The sequence below is a fragment of the Sulfurospirillum arsenophilum NBRC 109478 genome (genome assembly GCF_000813345.1).
Lineage (GTDB): Bacteria > Campylobacterota > Campylobacteria > Campylobacterales > Sulfurospirillaceae > Sulfurospirillum > Sulfurospirillum arsenophilum.
In genome coordinates, this window is record NZ_BBQF01000001.1 from 304,985 (window position 1) to 327,149 (window position 22,165).

17 protein-coding genes are annotated in these 22,165 nt (G+C 38.2%); 6 read left to right on the forward strand and 11 right to left on the reverse strand.

Annotation, left to right across the window (positions count from 1 at the left end):
* Nucleotides 1-2,472: an arsenate reductase (azurin) large subunit gene (locus tag SAR02S_RS01560; protein WP_041956271.1), complete on the forward strand. Its 2,472-nt coding sequence runs from the start codon at nt 1-3 to the stop codon at nt 2,470-2,472.
* Nucleotides 2,473-2,499: 27 nt separating this feature from the next.
* Here SAR02S_RS01560 and SAR02S_RS01565 read toward each other — a convergent pair whose 3' ends face one another.
* Genes SAR02S_RS01565 through phnD form a run of 3 tightly spaced genes read right to left on the reverse strand, consistent with a single transcriptional unit; the run spans nt 2,500 to nt 6,115 of the window.
* Entirely contained in the window at nt 2,500-3,882 is a 1,383-nt protein-coding gene (locus SAR02S_RS01565) for a sigma-54-dependent transcriptional regulator (protein ID WP_041956274.1), read from the reverse strand.
* The gene (locus SAR02S_RS01570) at nt 3,879-5,246 is read right to left on the reverse strand and encodes a sensor histidine kinase (RefSeq protein ID WP_041956277.1); all 1,368 of its coding nucleotides are present in this window, start codon (nt 5,244-5,246) and stop codon (nt 3,879-3,881) included. Before SAR02S_RS01570 ends, SAR02S_RS01565 begins: the two co-directional genes overlap by 4 nt.
* Entirely contained in the window at nt 5,243-6,115 is an 873-nt protein-coding gene (gene phnD, locus SAR02S_RS01575; protein ID WP_041956280.1) for a phosphate/phosphite/phosphonate ABC transporter substrate-binding protein, read from the reverse strand. The genes SAR02S_RS01570 and phnD overlap by 4 nt, the downstream gene beginning before the upstream one ends.
* Before the next feature lie 122 nt (nt 6,116-6,237).
* On the opposite strand from phnD, the gene nrfD reads away from it, so the two are divergent.
* From nrfD to SAR02S_RS01600, 5 genes are all read left to right on the forward strand, one after another.
* Nucleotides 6,238-7,074, forward strand: coding sequence for an NrfD/PsrC family molybdoenzyme membrane anchor subunit (gene nrfD / locus SAR02S_RS13140; RefSeq protein ID WP_052433497.1), 837 nt, complete (start codon nt 6,238-6,240; stop codon nt 7,072-7,074).
* 10 nt (nt 7,075-7,084) lie between these two features.
* Nucleotides 7,085-9,640, forward strand: coding sequence for a molybdopterin-dependent oxidoreductase (locus SAR02S_RS01585; protein WP_041956283.1), 2,556 nt, complete (start codon nt 7,085-7,087; stop codon nt 9,638-9,640).
* 14 nt (nt 9,641-9,654) lie between these two features.
* On the forward strand, nt 9,655-10,353 hold the full coding sequence (locus SAR02S_RS01590; protein WP_041956285.1) for a 4Fe-4S dicluster domain-containing protein: 699 nt from the start codon (nt 9,655-9,657) through the stop codon (nt 10,351-10,353).
* A 70-nt stretch (nt 10,354-10,423) separates the two neighbouring features.
* Entirely contained in the window at nt 10,424-11,221 is a 798-nt protein-coding gene (locus SAR02S_RS01595) for a phosphate ABC transporter substrate-binding protein (protein WP_041956288.1), read from the forward strand.
* An 8-nt stretch (nt 11,222-11,229) separates the two neighbouring features.
* The gene (locus SAR02S_RS01600) at nt 11,230-12,924 is read left to right on the forward strand and encodes a methyl-accepting chemotaxis protein (RefSeq protein WP_041956291.1); all 1,695 of its coding nucleotides are present in this window, start codon (nt 11,230-11,232) and stop codon (nt 12,922-12,924) included.
* Nucleotides 12,925-12,977: 53 nt separating this feature from the next.
* Here SAR02S_RS01600 and SAR02S_RS01605 read toward each other — a convergent pair whose 3' ends face one another.
* The 8 genes from SAR02S_RS01605 to mqnF form a co-directional block, all read right to left on the reverse strand.
* Nucleotides 12,978-14,378 (reverse strand): tyrosine-type recombinase/integrase, encoded by a 1,401-nt coding sequence (locus SAR02S_RS01605; RefSeq protein ID WP_041956293.1) that lies wholly within the window; start codon nt 14,376-14,378, stop codon nt 12,978-12,980.
* Nucleotides 14,378-14,830 carry a hypothetical protein gene (locus SAR02S_RS01610; RefSeq protein ID WP_041956296.1) on the reverse strand — a complete coding sequence of 151 codons (453 nt, stop codon included), beginning with the start codon at nt 14,828-14,830 and terminating at the stop codon, nt 14,378-14,380. Before SAR02S_RS01610 ends, SAR02S_RS01605 begins: the two co-directional genes overlap by 1 nt.
* Before the next feature lies 1 nt (nt 14,831).
* The gene (locus SAR02S_RS01615; protein ID WP_041956297.1) at nt 14,832-16,715 is read right to left on the reverse strand and encodes a site-specific integrase; all 1,884 of its coding nucleotides are present in this window, start codon (nt 16,713-16,715) and stop codon (nt 14,832-14,834) included.
* A gap of 10 nt (nt 16,716-16,725) precedes the next feature.
* Nucleotides 16,726-18,873, reverse strand: coding sequence for a hypothetical protein (locus SAR02S_RS01620; protein ID WP_041956300.1), 2,148 nt, complete (start codon nt 18,871-18,873; stop codon nt 16,726-16,728).
* A gap of 64 nt (nt 18,874-18,937) precedes the next feature.
* Nucleotides 18,938-19,141 (reverse strand): thioredoxin domain-containing protein, encoded by a 204-nt coding sequence (locus SAR02S_RS01625; RefSeq protein ID WP_084218425.1) that lies wholly within the window; start codon nt 19,139-19,141, stop codon nt 18,938-18,940.
* Nucleotides 19,142-19,201: 60 nt separating this feature from the next.
* Nucleotides 19,202-20,053: a YitT family protein gene (locus tag SAR02S_RS01630; RefSeq protein ID WP_041956301.1), complete on the reverse strand. Its 852-nt coding sequence runs from the start codon at nt 20,051-20,053 to the stop codon at nt 19,202-19,204.
* Nucleotides 20,053-20,913: a signal peptide peptidase SppA gene (gene sppA / locus SAR02S_RS01635; protein ID WP_041956303.1), complete on the reverse strand. Its 861-nt coding sequence runs from the start codon at nt 20,911-20,913 to the stop codon at nt 20,053-20,055. Before sppA ends, SAR02S_RS01630 begins: the two co-directional genes overlap by 1 nt.
* The gene (gene mqnF, locus SAR02S_RS01640; RefSeq protein ID WP_041956305.1) at nt 20,907-22,133 is read right to left on the reverse strand and encodes an aminofutalosine deaminase family hydrolase; all 1,227 of its coding nucleotides are present in this window, start codon (nt 22,131-22,133) and stop codon (nt 20,907-20,909) included. Before mqnF ends, sppA begins: the two co-directional genes overlap by 7 nt.
* Between the last annotated feature and the right edge of the window lie 32 nt (nt 22,134-22,165).

Genomic DNA, 22,165 nt, shown 5'->3' on the forward strand with positions numbered 1-22,165 from the left:
ATGGCACTAACTTTAAACGATAGACTACCCATTCCTCATAAAAATGCTGAAGTTAAAAATGTTACCTGTGAGTTTTGTATTGTCGGTTGTGGCTACAAATCTTACAAATGGCCTCTTGGAACAGAGGGAACCTATAAAAACAATGCGCTAGGCCTTGATCTTTCACAGCAACAGCCTACCTATGGTGACTGGTGTAGTGAACGGATGTTTAACACGATTACGGATCGAGATGGCAAAAAATACAACCTGATGGTTATTCCCGATAAAGAGTGTGTGGTCAACATTGGACAAAACTCTGTTCGTGGTGGGATGATGGGTGTTTCAACCTTCAATGCCTCAAGCCCGACCAAAGACAGACTCAAAGAGCCTCAAATTTTTCGTGGTGGAATGCTGATGGAAACCTCATGGGAAGAAGCAACAACCATCATCGCAAAAGTGTACAAAAAGATCATCGATAACGATGGCGCAGATGAAATTTCGCATAAAACCTTTGACCATGGTGGCGGTGGCGGTGGCTTTGAAAACACATGGGGAACAGGCAAGCTCTTTCACACGGCTATTGGTACCGCATCGGCTTCGATTCACAATCGCCCTGCGTATAACTCGGAAGTTCACTCAAGTCGTGAAATGGGCGTTGGTGAGCTTAACAGCAGTTATTATGACACGAGTATCTCCGATACCATGGTGGTCATCGGTTGTAATCCATACGAGTGTCAAACCAACCTGTTCAACATTCACATGCAAGCCAATCTCGATGGCAGTAGCTTAGCGAACAAGAAAAAAGAGTATGACAAAGGCGAGAGCGCATCTAATGGCAAAATTATCTTCATTGATCCTAGACGCCAAGCTTCTATTACCAACGCTATTGCGATTGCAGGTAAAGAGAATGTACTTCATCTTCAGATCAAACCAGGTCAAGATATTACACTCATGAACGCACTTGTCACGTACATCATGGAGCAAGGCTGGGAAGCTAAAGAATTCATCAAAAACCATACTGAGAATTTTGATGCAATGTATAAAGTCAATAAAGTCTCCCTAGAGTATGCCTCTTCTATCACAAATATCAGTGTCGCTGACATCAAAAAAGCAGCCGAATGGATCGCTAAACCCAAACCAAGCGGACACCGTCCTCGCAATGCAATTTACTATGAAAAAGGCATTATTTGGGGTATTAAAAACTACGAAAACGTCGCTTCCATTGTCAATCTAGCGCTTGTAACGCACAGTGTGGGTCGTGTGGGAACAGGTGTGTGTCGAGCAGGCGGTCACCAAGAAGGCTACACAAGACCTGAATACAATGGACCAAGTAGGCAAAATCTTGCGGTCATCGACACCGACATCATTGAGGGTAAATACCTTGTCTATTCTATCTGGGGAACCAACCCGTTTGGTCAGTCTATCGCGACACAACGCCTTAGAAATGCAGTGACAAAGAGAAGTCAAATTGTCAAAGATGCGATTAACGGTTATCATGGAAACAACCTTGATGAACTCGCTGATATTATCTACAACGCGTGTAAATCAGGTGGACTTTTTGTCGTCGATATAGACATCTACCCAACGCAATCGAGTGAGCGAGCACACATTGTATTGCCAGCGGCGACAACGATGGAGATGAACCTCACGTCTATGAGTGGAGAACGTAGAATGCGTCTGTCTGAAAAAGTTATGGACGCGCCTGGTAGTGCCAAACCAGACTGTCTCATTGCGGCAGATATTGCCAATGCGCTTAAAGCTGAGTACCTCAAAGCAGGCAATAAAACCATGGCAAAACGCTTTGAAGGCTTTGACTGGAAAAATGAAGAAGATTCATTTAAAGATGGTTTTGCAGGTCAGGGTTCAAAGATGGCAAGTCAAGGAGGCTCAACTGGGACGCTTGCTACCTATAAACTTTTACGAGAAGCGGGTAATAACGGCGTTCAACTTCCTATCGTTAAAGTCGAAAATGGCAAGCTTATCGGCACACGTCTTCATTACGCTGATGGCAAATTTGGCACGAAATCAGGTCGTGCGACGTTCTTACCAACACCACAACCTGCCATGCCAAAACAGGTCGCGAAACAGGTCAAACGCTACAAATACTGGGTCAATTCAGGACGTATCAATGAAGTATGGCAGTCAAACTACCACACAGGTCGCCTCGAATTTACCGCAAAACGATGGCCGATGGCTCCGCTTGAGATTCACCCCAATGATGCTAAAGAGCTTGGCGTTACGAGTGGTGACATTGTTCAGCTCAGTAACGATTATGGCTCCACACGAGCCATCGCGATTGTGACGGATGTGGTGCGTAAAGGCGAAGTTTTTGGTGCTTTTGGTTTCCAAAATTCCATTATCAATGACCTCTGCACAGACTATGTTGATCCTGATACCAAAATTCCTTTCTACAAAGGAACTGCGGCAAACATCGTTAAAGTAGGACGCAGCGAGGGGCTTATCAAAGATATGACCTTCTTGGAACGCGCTTAAATTCAAGGGGTAGCTTAGGCTACCCTCTTACTTCTCTTCTTCCCCTTCATAAATACCAAATTCTCTAAGCTGTTTTTTAAGTGTATTGCGAGAAATATCGAGTATGGTGGAAAGCTGTGTGATGTTTGGGCAGAGAGAAAAGCTTACATGTAAAAAGGTTTTTTGCAAGGTTTGCTCCAAATCATGGGCTTTTTCAACCCCTTCCTTTTGCAAATACGCTAGGCAAAATTTATGAAGCTGTTGCTGTATATCTTCTGTCTCTTCAAACTCTTTGATGTCATCCGCTTTGATCATGTCATCACTGGCATTTAAGCAGGCACTGTAGATGGTATTGCGTAGCTCCCTAATGTTTCCTCGCCAATGATGGCGTGCAAGTTTAGCCAACGCCTCTTCGGAAATGGATGTAATGGTCGTTTTAAGATCACGGTTAGCTTTGGCAATAAAATGCTCACACAAAATAGGAATATCTTGAATGCGTTCTTTTAAAGATGGCATCGTAATCGTGAGCATCGAGAGACGAAAGTAAAGATCTTCCCTAAATATTGATTTTTGAATATGTGCTTTAAGATTGGCATTGGTCGCACTGATGATACGGCCTTCAAAATTAATCTCTTTAGCTCCTCCCACACGTCTAAACTTCTTCGTCTCCAAAAAGCGCAGCAGTTTGCTTTGAAGCTCAATGTCGAGTTCTCCAATCTCATCTAAAAAAAGTGTTCCCTCCCCTGTAAGTTCAGCAAAACCGATGTGCTGTTTATCCGCACTGGTGAAAGAGCCTTTCTCATGCCCAAAAAGCTGGCTTTCAAAAAGATCTTTAGGAATGGACGCGCAATTCACGGCAACAAAGGGATGTTCACTATGAGTCGAGTTGGTATGAATCAGATTAGCGATAAGCTCTTTGCCTGTACCCGTTTCTCCGTAAATAAGCACAGAAAGGTCATTATTGGCGGCGATACCAATCTTTTTATAGATCTCTTTCATCGTTTCATACGAGCCTACAAACGCCTCTTCTCCTTGTTTTATAGGCTTTTTAGCACTCTTCTCTTTGCTTGAAGTGTGCATGTATTTTCCAACCAACTCTAAAAGTTGCGCCTCATCAAAAGGCTTTTGTAAAATATCTTTAATGCCAATTTTAGACGCTTCGATCATATTGGTAGGTGTCGTATACGCTGTCATCAAAATAATGGGAAGGTTGAGTCCTACTTTTTTAAACTGCTTAATCAAATCAATGCCCGTAAGATTTTCGCCAAGCATCACATCGACGATTAAAAGCTCAACGCCTTGCTCTTCGATGATTAAAGCGAGTTCAAACTCTTCGCCATTAAACTGCAACGGTGTGTGTTGATTGCGCTGTAAAATTTTAGCAACCGAGTAGCGAATCTCTTGTTGGTCATCAATAATGGCAATTTTCATACTTGTTCCTGACTGGGGATATAGAGACAAAACTTTGTCTGCTCTTCTTCGCTTTCAAACTCGATGTAGCCGTTGGAGAGATAGACAATTTTATAGATGCTAAAAAGCCCCAAACCCGAACCCTCTTTTTTTGTGGTAAAAAAGGGTTTAAACAGATTGGTTTTGGTTTTTTCATCCATCGTTTCACCACTGTTTTTCACACATAACACCGAAAATCCTGCTTGCTCTGCCCTTTTCCATGTGATCTCAATCGTACTCAGTTGAAACGCTGCATCGATGGCGTTATTGAGTAAATTGATCAAAATAATTTCAATGGCATTCGCCCCCATTTTAACGCTCAAATCCTCTTCAATGATGCTTTGAATTCCTAAATGTTTCGTACTTAAAGAAGAGCGCAATAACGCGATAGACTCTTCAACAAATGGCTTTACATGTAAAGGTTTTTCGTACTTAAAATCAGCGGGTTTTGCAAGGGCCAAAAAGTCCACCACCTGATGATCAATGCGCGCTAATGCTCCATGGATGATGGGCATATCTTCTTTATCGGGCAGTTGGGCAGGAGAAAGCAACAACTTTAAAGGTTGCAGTAGATTTTTAACTTCATGCGCAAACGAAGAGCCAATTTCTCCCAAGATAATGAGGGAGTGCGAAATGCGAGCATTCTTCTCCTCTTTTTCGATAGAGTCTCGTAGTTCATGCATTAATTGCGTTGTTTTTTCAATAATACGCGTGATTTCATCATTCTCTTTGCCTTGATAAATCGTAATGTCATCCCAACGCTTCTCGATGATTGCCTGTGCATTGTTTGAGAGTAAATGAAGCCTTCCAAGCAGTCTTCCCATAAAAATATTAGCAATAATGAGTGAGAGCAACGCCACCATAACAAGAAGCACAAATTGCGCCAAAAAAGTGTCTTGTAGCATACTAAAGAGTGTCTGATTTTTAACCTTAAGCACAAAAGAGCCAAAAGTCACCCCATCTTGTTCAAAAGGGACAACATTGTAGGTGTCAAACTCTTTAAACGTATCACCAAGACGATAATGTTCCGTATCGGTATGTGCCACAATGACGTTATGCGTGTCAATAAATCCTGAGCTTTCAATCATACTACTGGAACTCAGTGTTTTGAGAAATTTGTAAAGCTCCCATTGGTTATGGGTAAGGATAAACTCGCTGACAAAGGCTTTGTTGGAGTTAATATTGGTTTTAATAAGCTCATCAATAATCTGATTGGTATGGTTTTTATGAATATCTATGTTGATGATAATCGAAACCGAAGAGATCGCAAAAACAACCCAAAAAATAAGTGTGGCAAGTTTGACTTGAACAGAGAGCGCTAAAAGATAGTCAAAAAGCTTTTTCATTGTCTCTGTTCAATGACCTCAAGCATTTTTGCCACATTGGAAAAATCTTGACCCGAGGGGAGATCAAAGCGATCCAAAGAAAGCTTTTCCAAAATGCTTTTACCATATGTATCTTGATGCATCGCAATAAAAGCATTTTGCAGCGCTTCAAACCTCTTTTTAGGCAATGCGCTTCGCGCCACAATAGGTGAGTTGGTATAAGGTCCTAAAACTTGCACCACTTTTAACTGCTCAATTTTTTCGGGATGTTTTTGCGCAAAACGGGTATAAACGATGCTATCCACACTTGCACCATCTACAAATCCATCAATGACCGCTTTGATGGACTCGCCATGTTCATAGGTATAAATGTAGGACTTAAAAAAGGTTTTAGGATCCATTCCATGGCTTAACATATGGTAACTGGGAGCCGTAGCTCCTGAATTGCTCTCAGGATCAGTAAAGGCAAAAATTTTTCCTTTGAAATCTGCAAGTGAGTCAACAGGGGTGCTTTTTTTTGCAATGATGTACGAATAGTATTGATCGCTTCCATCAAAAATAGGAATGGCTAAGATTTTGCCTGTTCCTTCTTTATCGAGTTTGGTATAACTGGAGTTACAGACATAGGCAACATCGACTTTATGCTCTTTAATGAGCTGATTCATCTCCGCATAGGTTTTTGAAAAGCGTATTTGCACATCAAGATCAGTGATTTTATGCTCCAAATATTTCTCCCAATCCATAAAATTTTTGAGATCATCTTTAAGGACTGTTCCTGTAAGACCAAGGACAATTTTTTCTTTCGCATTGAGCGAAAAAGGTAATAGTAACAGTAAAAAAAGCATGGTAAATTTTTGAAGACAACTGGTCAAAATTTGATCGTTTTTCATTTTTTGAAGGCTCCTTTTTTCTCTTAAAGTCCCTATTATAGGGCTTTTTAAAGTTGGTATGCTAATTGCTCTAAGCACATTGTACTTGAAGAAATGTTCAAGAAACTTTAAAGGAGTCCATGATGAATTTATTGTGGGATGTGCGGGTCTCATTAGATCTGTTCTTGGGTGGTTTAGGTGTAGGTGCCTTCCTTGTAGGTGTGGTTCTTTACTATGTGGATGCTAAAGCATATGAAGGTTTTGTTAAAAAATCCTTTATGGTAGCACCGCTTTTGGTGATAGCAGGATTGCTTTTGCTTCTGACAGAACTTGGACGTCCATTGAACGTTATTAAAACGATCTATGCGATCAATCCAACATCGTTTATGTCTATCGGTATCTTTTTACAAAGTGCGTTTGTGGCAGTTGCGCTTCTTATCGCCTTTAAAGTATTGACAAGCGGTGTTTCAGCCCTTAGTTCAAAAATCGTTTACGCAGGTGCCGTTCTTGCAGGTCTCGTTGGTTTGTATCATGGATTCTTGCTCTCAGGCATCGCAAAAGAGCCTTGGAACAACGCTATCCCTGTGATTTTCTTTGTCTCTTCCATTCTTTCAGGGGCATCGTTAATGGTACTTTTCAATTTGGAAAGTTTAGAAAACCTTGTAGCACGCTTTAAACTTCCTCTGATCATCAATATGGTTTTAACCCTTGAGTTAGCCGCAGTTTTTGCATGGGTTTACAATTTGGCGCTAACAACAGCATCTTCGAAACATGCCTATGATGTTCTCATCAGTAGCTTTAGCATGGAGTTTTGGGTACTGAGTATCTTAATGGGGTTAATTGCACCTTTAGCCATTTTTACCTTGGTCATTTTAAACAAATTATCCCTCAGAACAGTTGCTATTCCAACCTTTTCAATTATCGTTATGGGAAGTTTTTTCCTTAAAAACTTAGTTGTTTATCTTGGTCAAGCAGTATAAGGAGTCAATGATGAGTATTAACAGAAGAGATTTTCTCAAAACAACAGCGGGAAGTGCTGCGGTAGCTTCAACCATCTCTATTTTCCCAGAAGATGTCGAAGCAAAAATTGGTGAATTAAAGTACGAAGGTGAGACGGGTAAATGGATGAGTTCTACCTGTCAAGGCTGCACCAGCTGGTGTCCGATTCAAGGACTTGTGGTCGATGGTAAAGTTGTAAAAATTAGAGGCAATCCAAACTCTCCAAGTGCTGGACGCATCTGTCCACGTCCACACTTAGCGTTGCAACAAGTGTACGATCCTGATCGTGTCAAAACACCACTTAAACGCACCAACCCTAAAAAGGGCAAAGGCATTGATCCTAAATTCGTGCCTATTTCTTGGGATGAAGCGATCAATACCATTGCAGACAAAATTATGGGGCTTATTCAAACACAAGAAACCCACAAATTTCTTCTTATGCGTGGTCGTTACACTTTTATGAATGAAATTATGTATGGTACATTCCCTAAGCTTATCGGTAGTCCAAATAATATTTCGCATAGTTCTATTTGTGCAGAAGCAGAAAAATTTGGTCGTTACTATACTGAAGGTATGTGGGATTACGCAGACTTTGACCTAGATAATACGCGCTATATATTAGGCTGGGGCACAGATATGGTCTCTTCCAATCGTCAAACACCTTGGTTTATGAATCAGCAAGGCTATGTTAAAGATAGAGCTAAAATTACCTGTATTGACCCACGCCTTTCTGCAACTGCAGCAAAAGCTGATCGTTGGCTTCCTATTATTCCTGGAACCGATAGTGCATTAGCCGTTGCAATTGCACATGTTATTTTATCAACAGGAAAATGGAATAAATCTTTTGTGGGTGATTTTACGGATAAAGTCAATTATTTCATTCCAGAAAAAGAAGTTCCAACAGAAATTGAGGTTGAAGGCAAAGTCATTCCTGTTGTGTTTGAAGAAAAACATACCTATGGTGTTATTGCATGGTGGAACCTAGAATTAAAAGATAGAACCCCAGAATGGGCAGAAAAACTCACAGGTATCAGTGCTAAAGATATTAAAGAAGTGGCAAAAGAGTTTGCAGAAGCAGGCAGTCGTGCCATCTCTTGGGTAACACCAGGAGCATCTATGCAAATCAGAGGTGCCTATGCTTCACTTGCAGCGCACGCTCTCAATGGCCTTGTTGGATCTGTCGATGCTGTTGGTGGTATCTTACAAGGAAGTTCAGTTCCTTATGAAAAAGCACCCGATCTTAAACCTTATCTGCCAGCAGAATTTGAAGCGGCGTTAAAGCAGAAAAAAATTGACCAGCGCGGAACAAAAAAACTTGCAGCTATCAATAAAAAAACAGGTGGTGGTGTGGTAACCCAACAAGTTGCGGATTCTATCCTCACAGATAAACCTTATGATATTAAAGTAGCAATTGGTTATTGGAACAATTTCACATTCTCCATTAACGGTGCTGATGTATGGGAAAAAGCGATGGAAAAATTACCATTCTATGCGCACATTACAACAAATCTAGCTGAGATGAGTATGTATGCTGATATTGTACTCCCAGCTAAAATGCATCTTTTTGAACGTTATGGGTTTGTAACCAATAAACAAAATCTCCACAGTTATATGTCAATTCATCAACCACTGATTAAACCTTATGGTGAAGCCAAAACCGATGAAACAGAAGTACCGTTCTTGATTGCTCAAGCATTGGCTAAAAAAGGATTTGATGGTCCTCTTCGTTATTACCAAGATAATTTCAAAGATCCTGAAACGGGGAAAGTTCCTGAAACAGCTGAAGAATTCGATCTCTTTGCTGTCAAGTTCCTTACAAAACCTGTGTGGAGTGGCGCGAGTAATGAAAAAGGTGACACCATCAACAGTTGGAATGAATTATTAGAAAAAGGTGTTTGGAAAACAAAGAAATACAAACCAGGCAAAAAAATAGACAACTTCAAGACTGAAACTAAAAAGTTTGAGTTTTACAGTGAAACTTTAAAAAAAGTTATGATTGAACATGCCGAGAAAAATAAAATTACTGTAGATGAAGCTTTTGAAGCCGTAAATTATACATGCAGAGGTGAGCTTGGGTTTGTACCACACTATGAAGAACCTGTCCGTCATGGCGATGAAAAGACCTATCCATTTATCTTTGCCGAGCACCGATCACGCCTCAATCGTGAAGGAAGAAGCCAGAACTGCCCATGGTATTATGAAATCAAAGATGTGGATCCTGGTGATGTAGCTGGTAAAGATGTTACCAAAATTAACCCACTTGATGGCAAAAAGTTAGGACTTAAAGATGGTGATAAAATTAAAATTACCTCTCCACAAGGAAATATTGAAAGCGAAGTCAAACTTTGGGAAGGTGTACGTCCTGGTGTTGTGATGAAATGTTATGGTCAAGGACATTGGGCATATGGTCGTGTAGGAAGTGAAGTCTTTGGCTCTAAACCAAGAGGGGACAATAACAATAAACTTCATGCATTTGATTTTGAACGTCTCAGTGGAGCAACGCCAAGACACGGTGGTAACTCACGCGTCAAAATTGAAAAGATATAGGGAAAGGATAGATTATGGCAAAAAAATATGGAATGGTCATTGACCTTCACCGCTGTGTAGGATGTGGTGCGTGTGATTTGGCATGTAAAAGTGAGAATAATACACCTGATGGTATCCACTGGGCTTTTCATAAAACTGAAACGTATGGAATATTCCCACATGTAAGCTATAAGCACACACCAACGCTATGTAATCACTGTGAAGATGCTCCTTGTGTCAGGGTTTGCCCGACTCATGCAATGCACAAAACAGATGAAGGATTTGTAGTACACGATCCAAATCTTTGTATTGGTTGCAAAAGCTGTATGTTGGCGGATCCTTATGGCGTTATCTTTTACAATAAAGAGCACGCTTTCTTGGATTATGCAACGGATGATAGCAGTATTGTCAAAGGTGGAACTTTTTCGAAAAAAGAACTTAGCGATAAATCAAAAGCCCCCTTTCCTAACTTCAATGCTGCACGTGGTGCGGATGGATACGAAGCGGTACGTCGTAAAGGTGCGGTTGAGAAATGTACCTTCTGCAACCACAGGGTTGCACAAGGATTGGCACCTGCCTGTGTTGTGGCATGTCCAGCAGATGCACGTATATTTGGTGATCTCAATGATGAGAAAAGCAAAATCGCTACAACGCTTAGAGCACATAAACCAACGGTATTGCTCCCTGAAAAAGGCACAAACCCTAAAGTGTTCTATATCCGAAACTACAACTAGCAGAAGACCCTCAAATGAGGGTCTTCCCCCTATCTATTTCGCCTCTTCATTTAACACAGGAGTTGCACTTATGCGTCTAATTTTCTTATGTCTTAGCTTTTTATTCACCCTTCATAGCGCAGAACTCTCTTACGTAGGTTCATCAACCATTGGGAAAACTGTTTTGCCAGAATTTGCAAAAGAGTTTTCAAAAAATTATGGGCATACATTCTCACGTATTGAAAACCCAGGTTCTGGGCAAGGGGTTGATGCACTTTTAAAAGACAAAACAGAACTCGCAGGTATTTCACGCGCCATTGAAGCAAAAGAGAGAGCGTTAGGGCTTCGCTTTTTTATTATAGGATACGATGCGATTGGCGTTGTAGTCCATAAAAACAATCCTGTAAAAAATCTCAGCATGGAACAGCTTAAAGGTATCTTCTCAGGCAAAATCAAAAACTGGAGTGAAGTAGGTGGCAACAATGCACCCATTATTGTGGTCATCGAAACCCTTGCCGATAAACGCGCCACGCAAATTGTTTTTACAGAAATTGTTTTTGATACAAAAGTTCTAGTGGGAACCTACAGTAAAGAAGCGATTGAAGTGGATGCTCCTATTGATGAAGTCAATTATGTTAAAAGCCACCCTCATGCCATTACCGCAACAAGCATGGTTTTTGTGAAAAATACACCCGAAGTTCAGGCTTTGAGCATCAACGATGTTGAGGCTATTGATAAAAATATAGCCGATGGCTCTTATCCTATTTCAAGACCGTTAGTGCTTGTAACGAAAGAGAACCTCTCAACGGCTTTAATGCAATTTCTGAACTATGTTTACAGCAAAGAAGCACAAGCCATTGTTGCTAAAACCTTTGTTGCCGTTCGATAGGAGTTTATATGAATCAGTTTAAATTAACCATACACGCTAAAATTTTTACGTTAATGTTCCTCTTCTTTCTTGTGTTTGTAGGTTATGCTTCATACCTCTCTTTTTCCTTTTTTAGTATGGAAAGCCAAATGGAAAGCAGACTGGACTCTGTCTCATCCAAAACAGCGCATCAAAGCAATGAGCTTTCAAACCTTGATACCTTGCAAAAAGAGATCACTTTACTCTTAGAAGCAAAAGCACTTTTTGAGTCTATGGAAAAAGCTCAAAAAAACTATGCTTCATTGCATGATGGAGCTTATTGGCTGGACTTTAATGCACTCTATACCAACCTTGCAAAAACGCTTAATCATACTGTATTTTCAACACTTTCATCCTCTTTGAAATCCGATTTTGATGGATTAAAAGAAGATTTTGAGAGTATGGATAAACTCATTGTCTCTTTTAATGACGAGCGCGCCAAACAAATTTCGCTGATCTCACTTTCCCCAAAAATTGATCGGTTTAAAGCGCTGATTGATAAGGCAATGAATCAAAGAGAAGCGATACGCCAAAAAGTCATTGCTTCATCCATTGAAACACAAACGCTCACACTTGCAGGAGTGAAAGAGCTTAAAGTTGCTAACGATACGATGCACAGTAAAATGGTGATTGTTAATATCTTTGGAGGCATTATCGCATTGGTGATGTTGTGCTTAGCAACTTATTTACCGATGATCCTTTCTAAGCAACTCAAACACTTCAGAGAAGCGTTTCAAGTGCTCTCCGATGGAGATTTTAGACATAAACTCACCTTTAGTGGCACTGATGAAGTCGCAGAGTTAGGACCTTTATACAATAGCATCGTAGAAAATCTGAGTCAAAAAATTCATTTTATTGTGGCAAAAGCGAAGGAGCTTGATCACATTGCTACGGTTGTGAGCCAAATTGTGACAACACTTGAAAAAACAGCGGAACACGTCGCAACACACACCCAGAAAATCAATGAAACAAATCAAAATTTCAGTGCTATTTCCCAACAAATCAGGCTTATTACCAGTGCAACCATGGAAGATGCACAAAAACTTTTAAGTAATAATGCAGATGTAAGTGGTACCGTGCAAGTCTCTATTGATGATCTGAAAATGGCTGCTCACGCCACAAGCGAAATTCAGAAGACAACAGAATCGCTAGCGACCGCAACTGAACAAATCAGTCAAATTCTTTTGGCGATTGAAGACATTTCAGATCAAACCAACCTTTTAGCCCTCAATGCAGCTATTGAAGCGGCAAGGGCTGGAGAGCATGGACGTGGTTTTGCCGTTGTTGCTGATGAAGTACGTCATCTTGCAGAGATGTCACATCAAGCAACAGGCAATATTGAGCATATTGTTGCCAATGTTCATGGCAAAGCATTAGAAGTTAAAAGTCAAATTGAGCGCAGTGCTCAAAGCTTACAAGAGGTTATTTCGCAAACACAAATTGCACTGAGTTCCTTTGATGGCGTTAGCCATGCTATTGTGACACTCAATCAAGAATTGAATGCAGTGGAGCATGAAACCACGACACAACAAAAAGAGAGTCAACAGATCAATACCATTACCACAGAACTCACGGCACAGACACACTCAATGGGTGAAATTTCTAATGAGCTTTTATCGTTTTCTAAACAGCTCAAAATAACAGCAGATACACTGCAAGCAAATATGCAAGAATTTAAGCTTTAAACAATTTGGAAGAGAATAACTTCTTCCCCAAAACATGGGTATGCTTAAAATTTTTAATAGGCGTCATCTACAAGCATACCTCTTGATATTGCATATTTTATTGCATCGAATTGTTTTTCATCAAACATATCTCCAAATTCTTTTACCGCTTCTTTTTTGACAATTCCTTGTGCTCCAGGATCCTCTTTATAAAGTTGATAGGTCATTAATGGTCCATCATAGGTTTTAGTATCCCCAATTTGGTTTTCAAAGCGTTCTAACTCTGTTATGGTAAGTGCTGTTTGAACATATTTCATTGTAGTAGATTCATTCGCATGACCAAGTAGTTCAGATAAATGAATAATGAATCGAGTATCAGGAATAATACCTTTCAGTAATATGTTTTCGCGTTTTGAATAATCAATCAATGCCCATGTTGCAAAACTATGACGTAACCAGTGTGGTGTTATAGGCTTAATAGTTCTACCAAGAGCTTTTGAGGCATCTCTAAAGACCTTAATAATGTCACTATAATTGACTTCTCTCCCATTGTTGAGCAACCACATTGCTTCAGAATTGTATTCAGATAAACCTCTCTCACTTCTATCACTATATTTTTTCATTCTTTCTACATGGATACGAGAGAGGTACTCTTTTTGAAGATCAGCAATCATTTTGATAGGTATTTGGCATTCAAGAGAAAGATCACCTTTGCTTATATATCGAAATTTGATTTTACTTTCAAGATTTTTGCCTGTATTAAGATATTTAAAATAGTTTTTAAATTGATGTGGAGTCACATTAAGCGCAGCATCAATACGTAATCCTGTTGTTGCCATTAGCTTTGCTATCATCACATACGTAATATCAATTTTTTGAAGTTCTTTACAGAAATAATCAAATTCTTTTCTGGTAATTACTTTATGAGTTTTTCGTTTTGGAGAGCCTGGAATCTTCAAATCCCATACTTCAATAAACTTATGTTCATTGTTTCTTTGGTTGATATGATCAAGAAGTTGACTACGATATTCAAAGACTCGCTCTAACCTAGTATTAAGCACCATATTATAGGATTCACCAATTTCGTGCATATATCTGTAGAATTTAAACCAGAGACCTAATTTTGTGTTCATAGAATCATTAGCAATTTTCTGATAGCTATATTTTGTTTTTAAATCTAAATTATTATTTGAATCCCAATGGAGCATAGCATTTCTAATGGCTCTGATATCAGATTCTATTGCATCTCTCCAATTAATTCTCATAGCATCGAGATGGTAAAAAAGTTCTCTGAGTTGCTTAGCCCTTTGTAAATGACTTGTTCTCCCTCCGATACTACCATGTCTTCCTCCATTTCTTGCTTCTTTAACTAGAAAGCGTGCCGCAGGAAGGTGTAAATCATTGTTTTGGAGTATCAGTGTAATATCACGTCTTGGAATGAACGGATGTGAAACTGTAATAAGTTTTAACTCCATCAGTTATCCTTTGTAAATCTCAATAACTCTATTTCTTCCTTTAAACGTGTGATAGTTTTATCTTTCTCCATTAGCCTTGTTTTTAGTTCAATTTCATTATGCAATAGCTCTGTAATAGTTATTGTAAGATTTTCAATAGTAAGCTTTTGTTTTTTAATATCATCTTCGATTTTTTTTGTTGTTGTGGATTTGACGTTCAGTATCTCTTTTTTAAATGCAAGTATTGCATCTCTAATATCTTTAGCAAAGTTATTGTCAGTTTTATTTTTTAAAGATTGCTCACTGATCATTGAGCCCCATAACTTATTTGTAGGTAAACTATTGGCATACTCACAAATATTTGCCAGAGTTACTTTATTGTATTTAAGAGTAGACTCTTCTTTAAGAATATGAAATGCTTCCCAAAGTGCTTCAAGTTTAGAGTTTCGTTCTTCTTTTGAAATTCTTGCCATATTATGCACCTTTATCAATCATGTAGGATGCGATGATTCGTTCGAGAGGGTTTTTCATTTCTTCAATCCCCCCATCATTTAAAACATAAAGATTTTGCATTAATCTTTCTTTGAGATGAATAGGAAATTGTTTAATGAGTTGTTCTTGTTGTATGCGTTGGATATTTCCTTCCGTAAAGCAAGCATTGGTGCATTCAGCCGATTGGCATCGACCTGTTAATGGTCTCTCCGCAATAAAATCATCTATTTGTAAACCTTTTTGACATTCCATAGCTTTTGGGTTAGTAAGATCATGTATGCAAAAGCAGATAGGAGTTTGTAAGATTGCGATTTTATTTTGTTTAACCATTTCCATAAGACTTAATTCAAGAAGATCAGCAAATTTGGAGGCATAACTACCCATAAAAATTCCCTGTTGAGTAATATATTCACCTTTCTTGCCATAGAGTTTGTTACCTTTTCTGATTTCATCAGATAAAATTTTTGCAAATATTTGAGCATCCTCCGCTTCGAGCTCTTTTATGGCTTCACGATAAATATGATTGTATTGACCAAGATATCTAAGTGTCATAGCAATAGAACTATGACCAAGGAATAATCGAGCTAATTCTAAACCGCTTCCTTCACTGAGATATGCTATGATGAAAGCCATGGTATGTCGAAGTTGATGTGGAGTTGGAGCTGTTTTTACATTGATACTATTGCAAAAATATTTTAGAGAATGGTTTACTCGTTTAGCTGGTATTTTCAAAGTTTGTATAGGTCTATCAAAAGCATTTCTGACAAGGTGTCCATTTTGTTTGCCATCATTTATCATAGACAAATGAGATAATATTTCTATTGCTTTTTTTGCAACAGAGGGTATTGGCATTTCATGTTTTTCTCCCTCTTCATCTAAGGCAGTTTTTGTAATTATTCTAGTTATATGAGCATGATCATCATGTCTGAATTTTGGAAATCGCTGCAGTGTAGAAAATTCTGATACTCTCATCCCTGTCATTAAAAGACCAATTAAAATGCAAGCACTTTCAAGTTCTTTTATGTTTTTTAGTACTATAGCTATAGTGTTATTTATTTGTGATGCATCAGAAAAAGTTTTGCATTTTTTTTGTAGGTCAATTAAATCTGATTTTTGGAATATGGTTGGCATTTCTCGTAGGGAATTAACTATATGGATACGTGCTTGTCGAATTACCATATTTCTAGATTCAACATAAAGTGGTGCAATTTTTAATATTTCTTCTGCATAGTTATCGATATAGTTAATAGCCTCAGAAACAATATTCTTCATCATATCAAGAGGATAAAGTCTTCTATTACTACCTACACCACTCTTATATGATTTGTTTTGGTTAATGCTTTTTAGATATATGTTGTGAATTAAAGGTGTTTTAGTAAGGATACTTTCATCCAGTCGTAAAAAATAAGGCAATAATGTGTTTGCTTCAACAATCCATTCGCCTAATCTATACAACTCGTGTGTAAGCGTTGCTGGAGATACTTCATTGTCGCGTTGTTTAACATAGATTTCAAGATGCTCTTTATTGAGTGTGTCCATCCGCATCATAGTACCAGGGATTTTGGAAAGAGTTGATAAGCATTTTAGTAGTGTTCTAGCGTAGGACATTTTACCTGAGTTAAGAGGCGTATCATTGATATGTCCATGGAATTTTAACAACAAAACAATTCTATATGCAAGTGCGGGAATACCAGATAATGTAACTTCTGTACCACTATATTCACCAGATGTTGTAGGAAGATTTATTATAGGATCAATAAATCTACTATTATTTGAACCTGGAAATATTTCATCTTTTAATAATTCGATCACAGCAATTTCATTTTGGCAATTTGGCAATTTCTCCAATATGTTCTGCTTTAGCATTCTGATCCTTTTAATATATTTTACGTTTTCTCTTAAAATGAAGATTCACAATACCTTCGTATTCTAGCATATGCTCTTCCGAATATTTTTTTTCTTCATTGCTAAACCCTTCAATTACACTATTTGCAGCATTTAATTGTATGAGGTATTCTTTTTCCCAGTCAGATTCACGGAAAAATTTTTCTTTTTCATTCCAAATATATTCTCTCCAAGCAAAAATCACTGGACCATGTATATAAGGAATAACAACACTTTTTGTACACATACATAGACACATAAACCAATCTGTGCATACTTCATCGTCGTGTAATTTTGGATTCCCATAAAAATCAGGATTTTTTGGATCAGTACAATCTGCAAAAATACCTTCAAAGATTTTTACTTTTGGATTATCATCTCGAGTTATTTTACCTCGAAAAATATCTTCTGTGAGATTGAGTGTTTTACCAATAATATGCTTTTGAATGGATTTTCGTTCTGCGATATTATCATAATGAAGTTGTGTGTCAATATTTGAATGACTTCTTTTACGTTGGCGTTCAAATTCGTCAAGTCCTTTTAGGTAATCATCAAACTGTTTATTGACTCGAGGTTGCCTATGATCTATATTCATTAATCTCTCCCCCTTTGGAAGAATAATAGTATGTCTTTGAAAAAACCATCGTCTCCCTTGTTGCGCAGATCGAAGTTGGGTTCTATTTTTAAAGTAGCCTATTTCAAATTCTTTACCACTATCTTGGTAATATTGAAAAAAACTATCAGATTTATTTTTTTCATACAAAGGCGTTAGCCATGATAAGAAGAAATTGATGTATCTTTCCGTTATGGAATCGCGTTTTATTGGTGTCCAAATAATGTCTTTACTTCTATTTTTATAACCTTCAATAATAGTTGCTACACCTGCATTGTTTCCAATTTCGTATTCATTATTTTCTTTTTTATGAACTTTCCAACTGCGTAAGACTTCCATATTTAAACCTTCACGAATAAGGATGAATAAAATAAGAGGATAAATTTCGTGAAATGTAGGTAGAACTCTATTTCTTAACAAAACAAAGTCAATGTTGAATCTTCGATTTGCAACCAACTGAAAACTTTTAATATCTAGTAAATTTTTGTAAATTTTTTTAACTTTATTGTCTGGCCATCCTTCAAATGCTTCCATTATCCAAAATGCAAGCATTCTTTCATCATTTATTGTAATATCTATCCCTGATTTAGAGAGTACGAGAAGCATTTCATGTTGTTTTTTTTGGTGTTCATTTTTATATTCATATCGACGAGGATTGGCTCTTATACGCGTGAAACTTCTAAGTTCTACTTGATACAATAATCTTGCAAGATTTCTAACTTTTTCTCTTTCTTTATTAACGCCATTATCTATACTATTATAATAAGTTTTTGCAAGATTTTCTAAACTAAAAAGATTTTGTATTGATTTAAATTCTTGTTGCCAAGCGTTATACTCAAGAGATCTGTATATGATATTGTCAAGATCTTCTCTACAATAGTAGTCTATCTGATACAAAACAGTGGTAGGAAGACCCAATATATTTTTTTTAATATTTCTAGATTGTCGTTTTTTACTATTAAACCCTTCAATGAGTTTTGCAATATGATTAAAAAAAGTTGATAGATGAGCTTTATTACTTTTAGTATGTTTGATATTTTCAAGGCTATCCCATGTAATACGTTGGTGGTTCGTTGTTATATCTGAAAGTTTAGAGAGTTTACACTTATTGATACGCATTGCTTCAAGGAATATTGCACACGCCCATACATCTGATTCTATTGTTGATTTAACACAATTTTCTGGAACGATTTTAATCATAGCATCTAGGATAAAATAATTATATTCTGGATAGTTATCAAGGATATTTATTAAGCCATCTCTTGTGTTTTTAGAACCACTTACTTGTTTACCAGTAATTTTTAAGGCTTGAATCAGAGCTTCTCTAAATTGAATACCTTTTTTGTATGAAAGATAGAGTCTGCTATGTTGACCTGTATCCCCCTGTGCTTTAGAATAAATTAAATACGATCCATAGTGCTCTTCAGCAAATTCAATATGAACTGTATCATAATGAGGTTTTATGATTTTTAGCTCATGTTCTATTCTTTGATTAGATGTTATATTTAAATTTTTTATTTTTGGCATATCATATTCTATTATACTTTTTTAAAATATACTAGAAATGTGAAAAAATTATGATTTATTATACCTAATAAAATATTTTAGAAAAGAATCCCAACACAACAAGTCCTTTGTCTTTATACTTTTGATATAAGTTCTCAAGGCCTTCGTATTGATTCGTAAAACCACATTTGCTAGCAACATTGACGATGAGGAGGACCTTGTTTTTAAAAGCATCCATTGTGATGGTTTCACCACTGATCGTTTTCACTTCAAATTCATAAATGCTCATAAATACTCCTTAATGGGTGTAAAAATGAAAAGCAGAAAATTATAGCAAAGTTAATATCATTTAGTCTCTTCCCAAAAACTCAGAAGCTTCAGAGATAATGAGAAACGCTTCAGGATCATATTCACGGATGATGTCTTTGAGCAGTTGAATTTTTGAGGTCTCAACGGAAAGTAAAATAACCGTCTTGATCTGCTTTTGATGATGCAGACCTACGCCTGTAAAGATGGTTCCATGCTCTTCAATACGCTCTCTGATCTGTTCTGTTAAACTCTCAACATTGTTGGAGACGATTTTAACCACTTTTTTAGAGGGACGACCCGTGAGAATGACGTCAATCACTTTTGCGGTAATGTAAACTCCAATCATACTGTAAAGCGCTTTTTTGATGTCACCATGCGCAATGATAAAGGCAAGCATGATGCTTACATCGATAGCTAAAAGCACTTCTGAGGCTTTAAACTTACTCTTCATCGCAACGATTTCACCCACCACCGACGTGCTTCCTGTGGAGGAGCGTCCTTTGATGACCAAGCCAACACCAAGACCAATAAAAATACCACCAAAAACAGCAGCTAAAAGAATATCATCGGTGAGTGGTTTAAGATGTAGAAATTCTCGAAAAAAATCGGTGAAAAACGAGGTTGCAAGCATAGCGAGCAAGGTTTTAAAGGTGTATTGCTTTCCAAAATAAATAAACCCTAAAATGACGAAAGGAATACTCACCATAATGATGAGCGTTCCAAGGGTCAATGAAGTAAAAATATAGTGCAGAATGAGTGCAATACCAATGCCTCCACCTGTGACCATATTGTTAGGCGATAAAAAGCAGACGACGGCAAATGCCATCGACATCGTGCCTAAAAGCACATAGACGTATTGCAGCAGTGCTAGAGAGCGTGAAGGCTGTTTCATTATTTAAGATACCCCATTAAGTTAAAAATAGGCAGTTTTGAGCTGCTTTCTAATTTTTTTAACCATTTGTCCATTTTGTCTGGTTTCTCCCAAACGGCAGTTTTGATTTGAGCAAGTTCTTCGACTCTGTTTTTAGCATCTTTGATCGAGCCAATTTCATCAATAAGGTGAATATTTAATGCTTTATGAGCGATAAAAACTTGTGCATTCGCAAACTCGTTTGGTTTAGCAAGGTTGAGTCCACGTGCTGTTGCTACATCGGTGATGAAAAGCGTGTAAGCATCATCAATAAGCTCTTTAAGCGCACCTCTCTCTTTAGGTGTCCACTCTCTGGTAAACGTTCCCATCTGTTTGTAGTCACCCGCAGTAATGATCTGCTCTGAGATGCCAAGCTTCTTAGCAAGTTCCGCAACATTTGGCGCTTGGAAAAGCACACCAATGGAGCCTACAAACGCACCAGGATTGGCGACGATATGATTTGCCCAGATGGAAGCATAGTAACTACCACTGGTCATACTTCCTGCGGCATACGCAACCACAGGTTTGTGTTCAGCTAAACGTTTGACAGCCATAGAAAGCTCGATGGAAGGAGCTAGAGCACCACCGGGAGAGTCTACATGTAAAAGCACACCTTTGATCTTTTCGTCTTTGTCCGCTTTGTCGATGTTGTCTAAAATTTCCTCAACATTGAGGATTTCACCCTCTATCTTGATGATTGCAAGATTAGGGTTTTTCAGCTCTTCTTGGGAGCCAAAAATAAGCACCAAAAGTAGTATAAAAAGCATTGCTTTAAAGTGGTTTTGGATGTAACCTAAAACGGCACCTATCCAAATAAAAGGTTTTTTAAGTAGGTCTAGCATTGTTTTTCTCCGTCAATAAAAGTTAAATGGGTTTGGTGCGTATGCAAGATGAGTTGTAAAGCCACATCTTCTTTTTCACACGCTTGTGGTAAAGTTGCCACGATAAGGTCACTATAGCGCTCTTTTTCAAGAACACCGCATGGAAGTTGTAATGCTTTAGAGGCATTACATGTAACGCTTTGCAGAAGCGTTTTCGCTAAGCTTGAAAGCTCATATTTAGGGTGCATCATAAGGGCGCTGCGCATTTCATCCCAAAGGCTGAGTGAAATGTTGGAACTCAGTCCATCGGTTCCTAACGTCAGGTTGATATTTTGTTTTTGCACGGCTTCAATATCCAATTTTCCCACACCCAAAAGTCGGTTGGAAACAGGACAATGCGTCAACGTTGCATTTTGTTTGGCAATAGTTTGAAGCTCTTGGTTGGTTGCTTGAACCCCATGTGTAAAAAGGGTAGGGTTTTGATCAAACAAATCGAGATATTCCGTCGCACTACACATAGGTTTTGCATGGGGATTAAACGCACTAAAAAACGTTTCAAAATCGCCACTTCCCTCATCAACCCAAGCACGCTCCGCAGGGCTTTCCATAAAATGTGTAGAGACCACACATCCCTCTTCTTTGGCAATTCCAAGTGCTTTTTTAGCCAAAATGGGGTGCGTTGAGTAAGGTGAATGCACGGAAACGGCAGGGATGAAACGTTTACATGTAAACTCCTTAGAGCTTTCAAGCCGCCCTCTAAAATCCCCATACATCGCATCAACGGCACTAGGAACGGAGCCTAAAACTTCGTTGAAATAGACGACACGTTGAGGGGTTTGAGCGCACGCTTCAAGGTCTGCTCCAAAACTGCTAATCGCACCCAAGGTAGTTGTACCGCTTTTAAGCATCTCTTGGAGTTTACCTGCAATAAGCTCCGTCGTTGCAAGCGCACTCAGCTCTTCTCGGTGTTTGATGACAGAACGAAGCCACGGAATAAAATCGCCATAGCGAAGCATACTTTGATTGGCACTAAATTCGAGATGCACATGGCTATTGATGAGACCAGGTAAAATTACACTGTTTTGAGGTGTTTCGATCACCGTTGCTGTAGGATGCTTGGCTTTGAGGTCTTCACTTTTTCCCACTTCGAGAATGTTTTGATCAAACAGGACCGCACCCTCTTCGATAATCTCAAAATCTTCGTTACATGTAAGTACAAAATCAGCAGTTATTAACGTCACTTTTTTCCTTAAATAATAAAATTACGATACTA

Coding starts and splice junctions, on each gene's coding strand:
- SAR02S_RS01560 (WP_041956271.1), top strand. CDS start 1: ATGGCACTAACTTTAAACGATAGACTACCCATTCCTCATAAAAATGCT.
- SAR02S_RS01565 (WP_041956274.1), bottom strand. CDS start 3,882: ATGAAAATTGCCATTATTGATGACCAACAAGAGATTCGCTACTCGGTT.
- SAR02S_RS01570 (WP_041956277.1), bottom strand. CDS start 5,246: ATGAAAAAGCTTTTTGACTATCTTTTAGCGCTCTCTGTTCAAGTCAAA.
- phnD (WP_041956280.1), bottom strand. CDS start 6,115: ATGAAAAACGATCAAATTTTGACCAGTTGTCTTCAAAAATTTACCATG.
- nrfD (WP_052433497.1), top strand. CDS start 6,238: ATGAATTTATTGTGGGATGTGCGGGTCTCATTAGATCTGTTCTTGGGT.
- SAR02S_RS01585 (WP_041956283.1), top strand. CDS start 7,085: ATGAGTATTAACAGAAGAGATTTTCTCAAAACAACAGCGGGAAGTGCT.
- SAR02S_RS01590 (WP_041956285.1), top strand. CDS start 9,655: ATGGCAAAAAAATATGGAATGGTCATTGACCTTCACCGCTGTGTAGGA.
- SAR02S_RS01595 (WP_041956288.1), top strand. CDS start 10,424: ATGCGTCTAATTTTCTTATGTCTTAGCTTTTTATTCACCCTTCATAGC.
- SAR02S_RS01600 (WP_041956291.1), top strand. CDS start 11,230: ATGAATCAGTTTAAATTAACCATACACGCTAAAATTTTTACGTTAATG.
- SAR02S_RS01605 (WP_041956293.1), bottom strand. CDS start 14,378: ATGGAGTTAAAACTTATTACAGTTTCACATCCGTTCATTCCAAGACGT.
- SAR02S_RS01610 (WP_041956296.1), bottom strand. CDS start 14,830: ATGGCAAGAATTTCAAAAGAAGAACGAAACTCTAAACTTGAAGCACTT.
- SAR02S_RS01615 (WP_041956297.1), bottom strand. CDS start 16,715: ATGCTAAAGCAGAACATATTGGAGAAATTGCCAAATTGCCAAAATGAA.
- SAR02S_RS01620 (WP_041956300.1), bottom strand. CDS start 18,873: ATGCCAAAAATAAAAAATTTAAATATAACATCTAATCAAAGAATAGAA.
- SAR02S_RS01625 (WP_084218425.1), bottom strand. CDS start 19,141: ATGAGCATTTATGAATTTGAAGTGAAAACGATCAGTGGTGAAACCATC.
- SAR02S_RS01630 (WP_041956301.1), bottom strand. CDS start 20,053: ATGAAACAGCCTTCACGCTCTCTAGCACTGCTGCAATACGTCTATGTG.
- sppA (WP_041956303.1), bottom strand. CDS start 20,913: ATGCTAGACCTACTTAAAAAACCTTTTATTTGGATAGGTGCCGTTTTA.